General features: G+C 69.6%; 15 protein-coding genes. 8 read left to right on the top strand and 7 right to left on the bottom strand.

Going from position 1 to position 12,552, the window contains the following annotated elements; all coding sequences use genetic code 11:
* Positions 1-16 precede the first annotated feature (16 nt).
* From ACFU9P_RS31895 to ACFU9P_RS31885, 3 genes are all read right to left on the bottom strand, one after another.
* Positions 17-625 carry a transglycosylase SLT domain-containing protein gene (locus ACFU9P_RS31895; protein WP_384087599.1) on the bottom strand — a complete coding sequence of 203 codons (609 nt, stop codon included), beginning with the start codon at positions 623-625 and terminating at the stop codon, positions 17-19.
* Between the two features lie 274 nt (positions 626-899).
* Positions 900-2,063 carry an S-adenosylmethionine:tRNA ribosyltransferase-isomerase gene (locus ACFU9P_RS31890; protein WP_384087596.1) on the bottom strand — a complete coding sequence of 388 codons (1,164 nt, stop codon included), beginning with the start codon at positions 2,061-2,063 and terminating at the stop codon, positions 900-902.
* A 5-nt stretch (positions 2,064-2,068) separates the two neighbouring features.
* Positions 2,069-2,764, bottom strand: a complete 696-nt coding sequence (locus ACFU9P_RS31885) for an SDR family NAD(P)-dependent oxidoreductase (protein WP_384087593.1) — start codon at positions 2,762-2,764, stop codon at positions 2,069-2,071.
* A gap of 260 nt (positions 2,765-3,024) precedes the next feature.
* Between ACFU9P_RS31885 and ACFU9P_RS31880 the strand changes: the two genes are divergently transcribed.
* The 3 genes from ACFU9P_RS31880 to ACFU9P_RS31870 all read left to right on the top strand — a co-directional run bounded on the left by ACFU9P_RS31880 (position 3,025) and on the right by ACFU9P_RS31870 (position 5,286).
* Positions 3,025-4,182: a GAF domain-containing sensor histidine kinase gene (locus tag ACFU9P_RS31880; protein ID WP_376382511.1), complete on the top strand. Its 1,158-nt coding sequence runs from the start codon at positions 3,025-3,027 to the stop codon at positions 4,180-4,182.
* Between the two features lie 70 nt (positions 4,183-4,252).
* Complete coding sequence (locus tag ACFU9P_RS31875) at positions 4,253-4,882, top strand: response regulator (RefSeq protein ID WP_384087822.1); 630 nt, start codon at positions 4,253-4,255, stop codon at positions 4,880-4,882.
* A 155-nt stretch (positions 4,883-5,037) separates the two neighbouring features.
* Positions 5,038-5,286, top strand: coding sequence for a chaplin (locus ACFU9P_RS31870; RefSeq protein ID WP_376382510.1), 249 nt, complete (start codon positions 5,038-5,040; stop codon positions 5,284-5,286).
* Positions 5,287-5,318: 32 nt separating this feature from the next.
* Here the strand turns inward: ACFU9P_RS31870 and ACFU9P_RS31865 are convergent, their stop codons facing one another.
* Positions 5,319-6,125 (bottom strand): hypothetical protein, encoded by an 807-nt coding sequence (locus tag ACFU9P_RS31865; protein ID WP_384087589.1) that lies wholly within the window; start codon positions 6,123-6,125, stop codon positions 5,319-5,321.
* 127 nt (positions 6,126-6,252) lie between these two features.
* Between ACFU9P_RS31865 and ACFU9P_RS31860 the strand changes: the two genes are divergently transcribed.
* The 4 genes from ACFU9P_RS31860 (at position 6,253) to ACFU9P_RS31845 (ending at position 9,387) form a co-directional block, all read left to right on the top strand.
* Positions 6,253-7,044: an ABC transporter ATP-binding protein gene (locus ACFU9P_RS31860; RefSeq protein ID WP_376382506.1), complete on the top strand. Its 792-nt coding sequence runs from the start codon at positions 6,253-6,255 to the stop codon at positions 7,042-7,044.
* A 50-nt stretch (positions 7,045-7,094) separates the two neighbouring features.
* Entirely contained in the window at positions 7,095-7,523 is a 429-nt protein-coding gene (locus ACFU9P_RS31855) for an NfeD family protein (RefSeq protein WP_376382504.1), read from the top strand.
* Between the two features lie 90 nt (positions 7,524-7,613).
* Positions 7,614-8,549, top strand: a complete 936-nt coding sequence (locus ACFU9P_RS31850; RefSeq protein WP_376382503.1) for an SPFH domain-containing protein — start codon at positions 7,614-7,616, stop codon at positions 8,547-8,549.
* A 61-nt stretch (positions 8,550-8,610) separates the two neighbouring features.
* On the top strand, positions 8,611-9,387 hold the full coding sequence (locus ACFU9P_RS31845) for a sulfite exporter TauE/SafE family protein (protein ID WP_376382501.1): 777 nt from the start codon (positions 8,611-8,613) through the stop codon (positions 9,385-9,387).
* Between the two features lie 102 nt (positions 9,388-9,489).
* On the opposite strand, the gene ACFU9P_RS31840 is transcribed toward ACFU9P_RS31845, so the two are convergent.
* The 3 genes from ACFU9P_RS31840 to ACFU9P_RS31830 form a co-directional block, all read right to left on the bottom strand.
* Positions 9,490-10,002, bottom strand: coding sequence for an HNH endonuclease (locus ACFU9P_RS31840; protein ID WP_217309283.1), 513 nt, complete (start codon positions 10,000-10,002; stop codon positions 9,490-9,492).
* Between the two features lie 143 nt (positions 10,003-10,145).
* Entirely contained in the window at positions 10,146-10,685 is a 540-nt protein-coding gene (locus ACFU9P_RS31835) for a YbhB/YbcL family Raf kinase inhibitor-like protein (protein WP_384087582.1), read from the bottom strand.
* Positions 10,686-10,766: 81 nt separating this feature from the next.
* Positions 10,767-11,549, bottom strand: a complete 783-nt coding sequence (locus ACFU9P_RS31830) for a sporulation protein (protein WP_376382497.1) — start codon at positions 11,547-11,549, stop codon at positions 10,767-10,769.
* A 74-nt stretch (positions 11,550-11,623) separates the two neighbouring features.
* Between ACFU9P_RS31830 and ACFU9P_RS31825 the strand changes: the two genes are divergently transcribed.
* Entirely contained in the window at positions 11,624-12,262 is a 639-nt protein-coding gene (locus ACFU9P_RS31825; protein WP_376382495.1) for a DNA-3-methyladenine glycosylase, read from the top strand.
* The last annotated feature ends 290 nt before the right edge of the window (positions 12,263-12,552 follow it).

The following is a 12,552-nucleotide window of genomic DNA, read 5'->3' as shown; positions in this document are numbered from 1 at the left end:
CGTCATGCAGGCCTGATCAGTAGGCGCTGTTGACGTTGTCCATCGAACCGTACCTGTCCGCCGCGTAGTTGGCGGCGGCCACGATGTTGGCGACCGGGTCGTAGATGTTGTTCGGCGTGCCCTTGACGTGGTACGCCTTGAAGGTCGGCGGTATGACCTGGAGCAGGCCCTTCGACGGGATGCCGTTCTTGGCGTTGATGTCCCACAGGTTGATCGCCCACGGGTTGCCGCTCGACTCCCGCATGATGTTGCGGTGCAGCCCCTCGTACGAGCCGGGGATGCCGTTCTTCTTCATGATCGACAGCGCCTCGCGGATCCACCCGTCCAGGTTGTCCGGGTAGGTCGCCTTGTCCGCGGCCTTGGTGCCGGCCGCCTTGATGGCGGTGATCTGCTGCTTGGTCGTGCTCGCCTTCACGGTCGTGGCCTGCGCGCTCACCTTGGCTGCCGCCGCGGCCACCGGTGCGGTGGAAGCGTTCACGGGGGCGGCGGAGGCGTCGGTGGGGACCAGCGAGAACGTGAGGGCCGCGACTCCGGCGGCCGCGACGCCTGCCAGCGTGGCCTTACGGGTCGTGGTCGTGTTCAGGCCGGTCAGGCTACGGAGATCAGCGATGCGTGACGAGAACATGGAAGACGTACCTCTTCGGATTGCGGGGAGTCGCGAAGGCCGGTTGGCCAGCCAGCTCGGCGGCGACGGACGCAATTCTTAGCGGCAGCAAAATGGCCTGGCAAAGGTGTGACGTACGACCCTGAGTAGTGGCGCAGGGCACTTGCCGGGCGGCAAGATGCCCGTTTATGCCACTCTCGCACCCCTTTGTCTGTCGACTAGTGGCCTTCGTAAGTGATCCACGTCCTATGCGCGGGGTCACACTCGGGATAGATCAACATGACTCGAAGTTGCTTCAGCAATGCGAAGGGTGAGCGCGTTTCTGCGGTATTTCCGGCGGCAGCAGAAGGTGGACGTCCCCGAACTCGTGCCACAGGTAGCGCCGCTCCAGCGCCTCCTCGTATCCGCGGGTCAGCGCCTCGCGGCCGGCGATCGCCTCCAGCATCAGCAGATGCGAGGCCTCCGGTTCGTGAAGGCCGGTGAGCAGCCCGTCCACGGCGCGCACCCCGCGCCGGGGCGTGATCACCAGATCCGTCCACCCCGAGGCGGCCCGCACCACCCCGTCGGCCCCGGTCGCCGACTCCAGGGCCCGTACCGCCGTCGTACCGACCGCGATGATCCGCCCGCCCGCGGCTCCGCTCACAGCCCGGCCCGTCTCCCCGTCCCGTGCCCCGCCCGTTCCTGCCGCCGGCCTCGCCGCCCTGACGGAGTTCACCAGCCGCGCCGTGGTCCCCGGCACCTCGAAGCGTTCCGGGTACGGCGGCTCGTGCGCTTCCGCCGAGGCCACCCCCGTATGCAGCGTCAGCGGCGCGAACAGCACACCCCGGCTCACCAGCTCCGCGACCAGCGCCGCCGTGAAGGGACGGCCCGCGCTCGGCATCTCCGCGGAGCCCGAGCCGTCGGGGGAGGGGAGCGCGAAAACCGTTTGGTACGCGGACAGCGGCTGGTCCCGCTCCGTGTACCCGTACCGGATCGGCCGCCCGTACCGGCGCAGCAGCCCGGGCACATCGGCGTACGAGACCCGCGCCCACCAGAGCCGGACCCCCTCCGGGTCCAGTGGCTCCTCCAGTACGAGGTGCTCGCCGCCCGGCAGCCGTACGACCGCCCCGGGTGGACCCCCGGGCCGGGGCACTGTCGTACCGGCCCCCGCGTCGGAAGCCGCGGACAGTTCGCGCAGCTCGACCGCCCACCGGCCGTCCTCGCCGCGCGTCGAGAAGTGCACGACCACCCGCTGCCCGCCCAGCCGCCCGTTGACCGCCGCGGGCAGCGTCATCGACGTGTTGACCACCAGCACATCCCCTGCCCGGACCTGCCCCGGCAGCTCACGGAACGTGTGATGCGTCACCTCCGTACCGCGCGAGACCAGCAGCCGTACGTCGTCCCTGCCCGAACCGCGCTGCTCCGCCGGGACCCGAGCCGACAACTCCTCCGGCACCCGCAGCGCCGCAAGGACGCTCACGACGCTCACTTCGGGTCCAGCAGACCGGGTGCCGCGTACCGGCCGCTCGCCGGCCGCCGCTCCAGCAGCCGCAGAAAACCGGGCGCCACCGACTCCGGATCCGGGCGCGGATCCTGGTCGTCCGGCACGGCCGCCGCGTACAGATCCGTCGCCATGTCCCCCGGATCGACCGTCCACACCCGCAGCTCCGGCTCCTCGACCGCGAGTACGGCGGCGAGCTGGTCGAGCGCCGCCTTCGACGCCCCGTACCCGCCCCAGGTCTCGTACGCCTCCGCCGCCGCGTCGGAACTGACCGCGATCACCGCGCCCGCCGTACCCGCGCGCAGCAGCGGCAGCGCCTCCTGCACCAGACCCAGCGCCGCCACCACATTGGTCTCCAGTGCCGCCCGCAGCCCGTCGAGCGGCAGCGCGTCCAGCCGTACGAGCGGCTCCGCGCCCAGCGCGCTGGCATTGCTCACCAGCAGTTCGAGCCCTCCCAGCTCCGCGGCGGCGGCCACCAGCTCCGTACGGTGGCCGGGATCCGTGACATCCCCGGCGAGCGCCACCACCCGGGTCCCGTACGCCCGCGCCTCCCCGGCCGCCTCCTCCAGTACCCGTACGGACCTGGCGTCCAGCACCAGATCCCAGCCGTGCCGGGCCAGCGCCACGGCCAGCGCGCGCCCCAGCCCCTTCGAAGCCCCCGTGATGATCGCCGTCGGCATGGCAGCCGCTCCTCCCGTATCACCGGCGTGCCTCGATGCCCGCCGGTGCCGCCCACCGTAGGAACGCCGCCGTCCCGGCCACCTCGGACGCCGGCCCGGTCTGCGCGGGGCACTTCGACCTAAGGCCGGTGGGGGAGGGCATGGGGCGGGAGTCCGGGCCCGGAGGAGGACTCGGGCCGGCAGGACCTAGGTCATCGGCCCCGGTCGGAGGCCGTCCCGGGGCCGATACGGGCCGTACTGCCCGCCGGTACGGTGAAACCATGAGCCACCGACCCCGCTCCGGACTCGCCGCCGTGAGCACGGCGCTCCTCGCGATGAGCAGGCATCTGGAGGTACGCGACGTCCTCAAGACGATCGTCGCCTCGGCCCGCGAACTGCTCGACGCCGAGTACGCGGCGCTCGGCGTCCCGGACGACCACGGCGGCTTCGCCCAGTTCGTGGTGGACGGCGTCAGCGACGAACAGTGGAAGGCCATCGGCCCGCTGCCCCGCCAGCACGGCATCCTCGCGGCGATGCTCCACGAGGAGAAGGCCGAGCGCCTCGCCGATGTACGGAAGGACCCGCGCTTCGAGGGCTGGCCCTCCGCCCACCCCACGATGTCCGACTTCCTCGGGCTGCCGGTCAGGGACGGCGAGGAGACGATCGCCGCGCTCTTCCTCGCCAACAAGCGCTGCCCCCGACCGGCGTCCGCCCGCACCGAAGGCTGCGGATTCACCGAGGAGGACGAGGAACTCTTAGCGATCCTGGCCCAGCACGCCGCGATCGCCCTCACCAATGCCCGGCTGTACGAGCGCAGCCGCGAACTCACCATCGCCGAGGAGCGCTCGCGCCTCGCCCATGAACTCCACGACGCCGTCAGCCAGAAGCTCTTCTCGCTCCGGCTGACCGCCCAGGCCGCGGCGGCTCTGGTGGACCGCGACCCCGCCCGCGCCAAGGGCGAACTCCAGCAGGTCGCCGCACTCGCCGCCGAAGCGGCCGACGAGCTGCGCGCCGCCGTGGTCGAGCTGCGCCCCGCCGCCCTCGACGAGGACGGCCTGGTCAACACCCTCCGTACGCATGTCCAGGTGCTCGACCGGGCCCACTCCGCCAAGGTCACCTTCGACACCTCGGGCATACGGGCCCTGCCCGCCGCGCAGGAGGAGGCGCTGCTGCGGGTCGCCCAGGAGGCGCTGCACAACGCGCTGCGGCACTCCGGCGCCGACCGCGTCGAGGTCGCTCTCGCCCGCCGCGGCCAGGGTGCGGTCCTCAGCATCACCGACGACGGCAAGGGATTCGAGCCGCGTGCGGTCCGCAGGGCGGGACGCCATCTCGGGCTGGTCTCGATGCGCGCCCGGGCGAGCGGCGCCGGCGGCAGACTCAGGGTGGAATCGGCGCCCGGGCAGGGCACCACGATCGAGATGGAGGTGCCCGGTGGCTGACGAGCACGGGGACGGCGTCCGGCACGGGGCAGGAGCGGCGGCCGGGCGGGCGGCGGGCAGCACGCAGGCCATTCGGGTCCTGCTGGTCGACGACCACCAGGTGGTCCGCCGGGGCCTGCGTACGTTCCTGGAGATCCAGGACGACATCGAGGTCGTGGGCGAGGCCTCCGACGGCGGCGAGGGGGTCGCCCGCACCGAGGAACTGCGCCCCGATGTCGTGCTGATGGACATCAAGATGCCCGGCATGGACGGTATCGAGGCGCTGCGCAAGCTCCGCGAACTCGCCAATCCGGCCAGGGTGCTGATCGTCACCAGCTTCACCGAGCAGCGCACGGTTGTCCCCGCCCTGCGCGCCGGGGCCTGTGGCTATGTCTACAAGGACATCGATCCGGAGGCGCTGGCCGGTGCGATCCGCTCCGTCCACGCGGGACATGTGCTGCTCCAGCCCGAGGTCGCGGGCGCGCTGCTGGCACAGGACGACCCGGGCAGCGGCCAGGGCCGGGGCACCTCACTCACCGACCGGGAGCGCGAGGTGCTCGGCCTGATCGCGGACGGACGCTCCAACCGGGAGATCGCCCGGGCCCTGGTGCTCTCCGAGAAGACTGTCAAGACCCACGTTTCGAACATCCTGATGAAGCTGGACCTCTCGGACCGTACGCAGGCGGCGCTCTGGGCCGTCCGACATGGGGCGGCGGGCTGAGCGGGCCGAACCGGAACGTCGTCCTCCGGTCTGAGATTCATACCGTCGTGTGTATGTCACCCACACGGCGCATCCTGATCGCCGCGCGGGCGTTCTTCATGGCGTAACCACGGCGTACTGCCGCGGTCATTGATCACGCGATTAAGGAACATTCCATGAAGGTTGCCAAGAAGGCCGCTCTGGTTCTCGTCACCGCCGGCCTCGCGGCGGGCGCCTCCGCCGGCGCCGCGTTCGCCACGGACGGCGGCGCCCACGCCAACGGTGTGGCCACGCACTCCCCGGGTGTCGGCTCCGGCAACACGGTCCAGATCCCGGTCCACATCCCGGTGAACGCGACCGGCAACACCCTCAATGTGATCGGCCTGCTGAACCCGGCGTTCGGCAACGCCTCGGTCAACCACTAGCAACCACTGGTAGCGACCACTAGTGGCGACCACTAGTCGTCGTACCGCGGCAGGGACTCCTGTCTCTGCCGCTCCTCCACGTACGCGTTGTACGAAGCGACCTGCGCCCGGCGGGCCACCCGCTCGACCGGGCGCAGGGCCGCCCCCCGCGCCGCCATCTCCGCCGCGCTCACCGCACCGCCGTGCCCGTGCTCGTACGCCAGCGAGACCAGCAGCCCGATCCGCTGCGCCAGCTCCAGCACCCGCATCGCCCGCGGCGGATAACCGGGCGCCAGTACCTCCCGGCCCCGCTCCGCCCGTGCCCGGTACGCGCTCAGCGCCGCCTCCGCCATCGGGCCCGAGGCCGCCACATCCAGCCGCGACAGCACCTCCGTCGCCTCCCGCAGTGCCTCCGCCAGCTCACGCTCCGCCTCTCCGAGTGAGGGAACGTCCGCCGGGGGAGCCTCCCGTACGGGCAGACAGTGCCAGAGCACCTCGACATGGCGGTCCCCGTCCGGGCCCACCGCCGTCACCTCGGGCACCAGACCGTACGGAGCGCCCGTGGCGATCACCGCCTCCTCGGCCTCCAGCGCCCGGGCATTGAACTCCGGCGGCCCGCTCAGCCCCAGCGGGTGCCCGGGCGCGGGCAGCGCGACCCGGTACCCGGTCACCCCGAGCGCCCGCAGCCGCCCCAGCGCCAGCGTCAGCCCGACCGGACCGGTCTCGCCTGGCAGCCCCTCCACCCGGTGCAGGGCGTCGTCGCCGACCATGGCGGCCACCGCGTCGTCCGGCGATACAAACCCGGCCAGAAGGGCGTTTCCCCAAGCGGCCAGCAATCCTGAGCGTGGTTGCGAAAGCATGGCCCCAGCCTAGGGAACGGACCTCGGGCCCGGACCACTCGACCGGTGGCGTAGATTTTCCTGGGAGCTGCGCCTACAGGCGCAACCCCGGAACCTCAAGACGATTGCATGAGGAGACAACGCGCTCATGAGCGATGTACTGGAGCTGGTGGACGTATCCGTGGTCCGCGACGGACGCGCTCTGGTGGACGATGTCTCCTGGTCGGTCAAGGAGGGTGAGCGCTGGGTGATCCTCGGCCCCAACGGCGCCGGCAAGACCACCCTGCTCAGTCTCTCCTCCAGCTATCTCTTCCCGACCACCGGCTCGGTGACGATCCTCGGCGACCGGCTCGGCAAGGTGGACGTCTTCGAGCTGCGCCCCCGTATCGGTATCGCCGGCGTCGCCATGGCCGAGAAGCTCCCCAAGCGCCAGACCGTCCTGCAGACCGTCCTCACCGCCGCGTACGGCATGACCGCCACCTGGCACGAGGACTACGACGAGGTCGACGAGCAGCGCGCCCGCGCCTTCCTGGACCGGCTCGGCATGACCGAGTACCTCGACCGCAAGTTCGGCACCCTCTCCGAGGGCGAGCGCAAGCGCACCCTGATCGCCCGCGCCATGATGACCGACCCCGAACTGCTCCTCCTCGACGAGCCCGCGGCCGGCCTCGACCTCGGCGGGCGCGAGGACCTGGTACGCAGACTGGGCCGCCTCGCCCGCGACCCGTACGCCCCCTCCATGATCATGGTCACCCACCATGTCGAGGAAATCGCACCGGGGTTCACCCATGTCCTCATGATCCGGCAGGGCAAGGTCCTCGCCGCGGGCCCCATGGAGACCGAACTCACCTCCCGCAACCTCTCCCTCTGCTTCGGCCTCCCGCTCGTCGTCGAGCGCGCCGGCGACCGCTGGACCGCCCAGGGACTGCCGCTCACCTGACCGGATATCACCCCTGTCCCCACAGGGATCGCCGGACCTACCATGACCAGGTGGATATCGAACCGTGGGTGTGGTGGCTGATCGGCGCTGTCGGTCTGGGTATTCCGCTGGTTCTGACGGCGATGCCCGAATTCGGAATGTTCTCCGCCGGAGCGGTCTCCGCCGCAGTCACCGCGGCGCTCGGCGGTGGTGTGGTGGCCCAAGTCCTCGTGTTCGTCGTGGTGTCCGTCGCGCTCACCGCGGTGGTACGGCGTTTCGCCGCCCGGCAACGAGGCTCGAACCCCGGCGCCGCCACCGGAATTGACGCGCTGAGAGGCCGTCAGGCGGTCGTCCTCGAACGGGTCGACGGCCGTGGTGGCCGTATCAAGCTGGCCGGTGAGGTCTGGTCGGCACGCACCCTCGACGCGGACATGGCCTTCGAACCCGGCCAGCAGGTCGATGTCGTCGAAATCGACGGTGCCACAGCCGTGGTGATGTGAGCCAACCCCGGGGAACCCTCCCCACAGAGGCACTTGGTCTGAGAAACTCGATCATCAGAACATCCGGCAGCGAAGGGCCCGAGATACGCGATGCCATCAATCATCATCGTCCTGGTCATCCTGGTGGTGCTTGTATTCATCGCCCTGATCAAAACGATCCAGGTCATCCCGCAGGCAAGCGCCGCCATCGTGGAGCGGTTCGGCCGCTACACCCGCACCCTCAACGCGGGACTGAACATCGTGGTCCCGTTCATCGACTCGATCCGCAACCGCATCGACCTCCGCGAACAGGTCGTCCCGTTCCCGCCCCAGCCGGTGATCACCCAGGACAACCTGGTCGTCAACATCGACACCGTCATCTACTACCAGGTGACCGACGCCCGCGCCGCGACCTATGAAGTCGCCAGCTACATCCAGGCGATCGAGCAGCTCACCGTCACCACGCTCCGCAACATCATCGGTGGCATGGACCTGGAGCGCACCCTCACCTCCCGCGAGGAGATCAACGCGGCCCTGCGCGGTGTCCTCGACGAAGCCACCGGCAAGTGGGGCATCCGCGTCAACCGCGTCGAGCTGAAGGCCATCGAACCGCCCACCTCCATCCAGGACTCGATGGAGAAGCAGATGCGCGCCGACCGCGACAAGCGTGCCGCGATCCTCACCGCCGAGGGCATCCGCCAGTCCCAGATCCTCACCGCCGAGGGCGAGAAGCAGTCCGCGATCCTCCGCGCCGAAGGTGAGGCCAAGGCCGCCGCCCTGCGCGCCGAGGGCGAGGCACAGGCCATCCGTACGGTCTTCGAGTCGATCCACGCGGGCGACCCCGACCAGAAGCTCCTCTCGTACCAGTACCTCCAGATGCTCCCCAAGATCGCCGAAGGGGACGCCAACAAGCTCTGGATCGTGCCCAGCGAGATCGGCGACGCCCTCAAGGGACTCAGCGGAGCCTTCGGAAACCTCGGCGGCGGGATGCCCGGCTTTGACACCGGAAACGGCAAGGAGCGCAGGCAGGACCCCCCGCTGGACTGATCCATCACCCCCTTCATGCATGATCGGTGCATCCGGCACCGATCAGCGAAGGGCAACGCACGTGACCAACTGGGAGATGCTCGCCGTATTCATGGCGGGCATCAGTGCCGGCACCATCAACACCATCGTCGGTTCCGGCACCCTCATCACCTTCCCCGTCCTGCTGGCGACCGGCCTCCCACCAGTCACCGCGACCGTCTCCAACGCCCTCGGGCTGATACCCGGATCGATCAGCGGAGCCATCGGCTACCGCGCCGAACTCACCGGCCAGCGCCGCCGCGTCCTGCGCCTGAGCGCCGCCGCCCTGATCGGCGGCCTCACCGGCGCCACCCTGCTGCTCGTCCTGCCCACCACGGCCTTCGAGACGATCGTGCCCGTCCTGGTCACCCTCGCCCTCGTCCTGGTGATCCTCCAGCCCCGCCTCACCAGAGCCGTCCAGGCCCGGCGCGCACGCAAAGGCACCACCACGGGCCCCCAGGGCGGCCCGCTCCTCTTCGCCGGACTGCTCTTCGCCAGCGTCTACGGCGGCTACTTCACCGCCGCCCAAGGGATCATCTACCTCTCCCTGATGGGCATGCTGCTCGACGACAGCCTGCAACGCCTCAACGCCGTCAAGAACATCCTCGCCGCCGTCGTCAACAGCGTCGCCGCGCTCTACTTCCTCTTCGTCGCGCACTTCGACTGGACGGCCGTCCTCCTCATCGCCGTCGGCTCCGCGATCGGCGGCCAGCTCGGCGCGAAAGTCGGCCGCCGCCTGCCACCCGTCGCGCTGCGCGCGCTGATCGTGGTGGTCGGCGTGATCGCGATCGTGCAGCTCCTGCTGCGCCGGTACGGCTGACACACCGGCCGGCCCGAACCGTACGCACAAGAGCCCGCCCCCGGGAACTTCCGTACCGGGGACGGGCTCTCGTCGTACACCTTCCGTCGCACACCCGCGGTGTTACGCGGCGGACCGCACACCTATCAGCCACTGCGGCAGCTCCGAACGCTCACCCGCCCGCAGCGACAGCAGCATCGCGTCCGCCGGAGACGGTACGAACGGCTCGTGCAGCAGCGGCATCCCCGCCTGCTCCGGCGTACGGTCCGCCTTCCGGTGGTTGTCCTCGGCGCACGAAGCGACCGTATTCAGCCAGCTGTCGGTGCCACCACGCGACCTCGGCACCACATGGTCCACCGTCGTCGCGCGCCTGCCGCAGTACGCGCAACGATGCTGGTCCCGCACCAGAACACCCCGCCTCGACCACGGGGCCTGTCTTCGAAAGGGCACCCGCACATAACGGCAGAGCCTGATCACCCGGGGCACCGGAAGCTCCACAGCGGCCGCACGCACACGGAGACCGGGATGAGCCTGCTCGACGACGGCCTTGTCCTGGAGCACCAGCACCACCGCACGGTTCAGCGTCACCGTCGACAGCGGCTCGAAGCTCGCATTCAGTACCAGCGTGTCCCGCATCCCGCCCACCTCCCGTGTGCCGGCCCGCCGCCTGGCGGGCTTGGGATCAACTCTCGCCGGGCACGCCGAGGGGGACAACACAATAAAAAGTGCCCTGCCCAGATCTCTCCAAGACCAGGGCAGGGCAAACAAAAGGAAAACGGTCAGCTCTCGGCCGGCGTCGCGTACTCGCCAATGAGCTGGGCACGGGCCAGCGCGTGGAACCGCAGATTGAACCCGACGAACGCCGGTGAGGCATCGCTGTCAGGACCCAGCTTCTCCTCGTCCACCGCGTACACCGTGAACACATAACGGTGCGCGGGATCCCCGGCCGGCGGCGCCGCGCCCCCGAAGTCCTTCGACCCGTAGTCGCTCCGCGCGTGCACGGCGCCCTCGGGCAGCCCCTCGAACGAACCGCCGCCCGCGCCCGCCGGCAGCTCGGTGACCGACACCGGGATGTCGAACAGCACCCAGTGCCAGAACCCGCTGCCGGTCGGTGCGTCGGGATCGAAGCACGTCACGGCGAAGCTCTTGGTCTCCGCCGGAAAACCCTCCCACCGAAGATGCGGAGAGGTGTTCCCGGCCGCGTAGACCTGCGCGTCCTTCAGCACCGCCCCGGGCGCGATGTCATCGCTCACCACCGTGAACGACGGCACCCGCGGATGGAAGTCATGAGGGAGCGGAGCCCTCTTTCCCTCGGTCAACGTCAGAACCTCCGAATCGGCTGTCCGGCCGGCGCTCTCGCCGGCCGATCCACCCTGCGACGCCGAGCCTAGAACCCGTACCTAGAACCAGTTACGACGGCCACCGACCTCGGCGAGCCACTGGTTGAGGTACGCGGCCCAGTCCGTGGTGTGGAAGTCGTTGAGCCCCACCTGGAAGGAGCGGAACGAGTCGCTGCCCTCGGTGAACAGACCCGGCTTCTTGTCCATCTCCAGGATGACGTCCATCTCCCGGTCGTCCGCGACGAAGGTCAGCTCGACCTGGTTGAGCCCGCGGTACTGCTGCGGCGCGAAGAACTCGATCTCCTGGTAGAACGGCAGCCGCTGGCGCGTCCCACGGATGTGCCCGCGCTCCATGTCCGCCGCCTTGAAGCGGAACCCGAGCTGGATGAAGGCGTCGAGGATCGCCTGCTGCGCCGGCAGCGGGTGGACGTTGATCGGGTCGAGATCGCCGGAGTCGATCGCCTGCGCGATCGCCAGTTCCGTGGTCACACCGATGTTCATGCCGCGGAGCTGCTGGCCGTCGATGGTGGTGACCGGGGTCTCCCACGGGATCTCAAGCCCGAACTGCACCACGTGCACCGCCCCGGCCTGCACCTCGAAAGCGCCGCCGATCTGCTGCTTGGTGAACTCGATGTTCTGCTTCAGCTCCTGGTCGTTCCCCTCGACCTCGACCCGCGCCTGGAGACCGACGGAGAGCCCTTGGATCCGCTGGTTGACGGAACCGCCCTCGATCCGCACCTCACCCTGCACCACCCCGCCGGGCACGACGTTCGACTCGGTCAGCTCCGTCTCCACGGACGCACCACCGGCGCCGAGGCTCGCGAGCAGCTTCTTGAAGCCCATGTTCACTCCTTCTAGGTCCTGACCCCTACATACGCGCTCCGACCGTAGCCGGTTCCCCGGTACGCTCATACGCCATGGAGAGCCCCGACCGTATGCCCCTTTCCCGGGACTTCTTCGACCGCCCGGTCCTTGAGGTCGCGCCCGACCTCCTGGGCCGGACGCTGGTACGGGGTACGGACGACGGCCCGATCGAACTCCGGCTGACCGAGGTCGAGGCGTACGCGGGCGAGATCGACCCCGGCTCCCATGCCTTCCGCGGCCGCACGGCCCGTAACGGAGTGATGTTCGGCCCGCCCGGTCACGCGTATGTCTACTTCACCTACGGGATGTGGCACTGCCTCAACGTCGTGTGCGGCCCCGAGGGCATGGCGAGCGGAGTCCTGCTCAGAGCGGGCGAGATCCGCGTGGGCGCGGAGCTGGCACATAAACGTCGATTCTCGGCCCGGCACCACAGGGAACTGGCCAAAGGCCCGGCCCGCCTGGCCACCGCCCTCGATGTCGACCGCGCCCTCAACGGTACGGACATGTGCGCCGGCCCCGATGCCCCGCTGGCGCTGCTGGCCGGCACCCCCGTACCGGCTGACCAGGTCCGCAGCGGCCCCCGCACCGGAGTCGGCGGCGACGGCGCGGCGCATCCGTGGCGTTTCTGGATCGCGGGAGACCCCTCGGTGAGCCCTTATCGGGCCCATGCGCCCCGACGCCGACGAACTTGACTCGTACCGTTCATCCGCCTAACGTTGCCCGAGCCGCTTGACACGGGACCTGCTGCTCAGCAGCTTCCGAAGCGGCCACCCACTACTGATGATCGAACCCCAACGGGTGCGATTTCGGCATGCCGGAATTCGAATCCAAATAGCTCGATTATGAGCTGGGCGGGGATTCGGCTAAAGTAGTGGTCAGCCGAGAGGCCGGAGGGAAAAGCCCGGAGGAAAGCCCGAGAGGGTGAGTACAAAGGAAGCGTCCGTTCCTTGAGAACTCAACAGCGTGCCAAAAGTCAACGCCA

The sequence above is a fragment of the Streptomyces sp. NPDC057617 genome (assembly GCF_042800555.1).
Lineage (GTDB): Bacteria > Actinomycetota > Actinomycetes > Streptomycetales > Streptomycetaceae > Streptomyces.
Note: the sequence above shows the minus strand (reverse complement) of the source record. Positions and strands in the feature narration are given on the sequence as shown.

What these genes read in the sequence shown, in the direction of transcription:
- ACFU9P_RS31830 (WP_376382497.1), bottom strand. Translation starts at nt 11,549, where the DNA reads ATGGGCTTCAAGAAGCTGCTCGCGAGCCTCGGCGCCGGTGGTGCGTCC.
- ACFU9P_RS31870 (WP_376382510.1), top strand. Translation starts at nt 5,038, where the DNA reads ATGAAGGTTGCCAAGAAGGCCGCTCTGGTTCTCGTCACCGCCGGCCTC.
- ACFU9P_RS31865 (WP_384087589.1), bottom strand. Translation starts at nt 6,125, where the DNA reads ATGCTTTCGCAACCACGCTCAGGATTGCTGGCCGCTTGGGGAAACGCC.
- ACFU9P_RS31860 (WP_376382506.1), top strand. Translation starts at nt 6,253, where the DNA reads ATGAGCGATGTACTGGAGCTGGTGGACGTATCCGTGGTCCGCGACGGA.
- ACFU9P_RS31825 (WP_376382495.1), top strand. Translation starts at nt 11,624, where the DNA reads ATGGAGAGCCCCGACCGTATGCCCCTTTCCCGGGACTTCTTCGACCGC.
- ACFU9P_RS31880 (WP_376382511.1), top strand. Translation starts at nt 3,025, where the DNA reads ATGAGCCACCGACCCCGCTCCGGACTCGCCGCCGTGAGCACGGCGCTC.
- ACFU9P_RS31840 (WP_217309283.1), bottom strand. Translation starts at nt 10,002, where the DNA reads ATGCGGGACACGCTGGTACTGAATGCGAGCTTCGAGCCGCTGTCGACG.
- ACFU9P_RS31885 (WP_384087593.1), bottom strand. Translation starts at nt 2,764, where the DNA reads ATGCCGACGGCGATCATCACGGGGGCTTCGAAGGGGCTGGGGCGCGCG.
- ACFU9P_RS31850 (WP_376382503.1), top strand. Translation starts at nt 7,614, where the DNA reads ATGCCATCAATCATCATCGTCCTGGTCATCCTGGTGGTGCTTGTATTC.
- ACFU9P_RS31895 (WP_384087599.1), bottom strand. Translation starts at nt 625, where the DNA reads ATGTTCTCGTCACGCATCGCTGATCTCCGTAGCCTGACCGGCCTGAAC.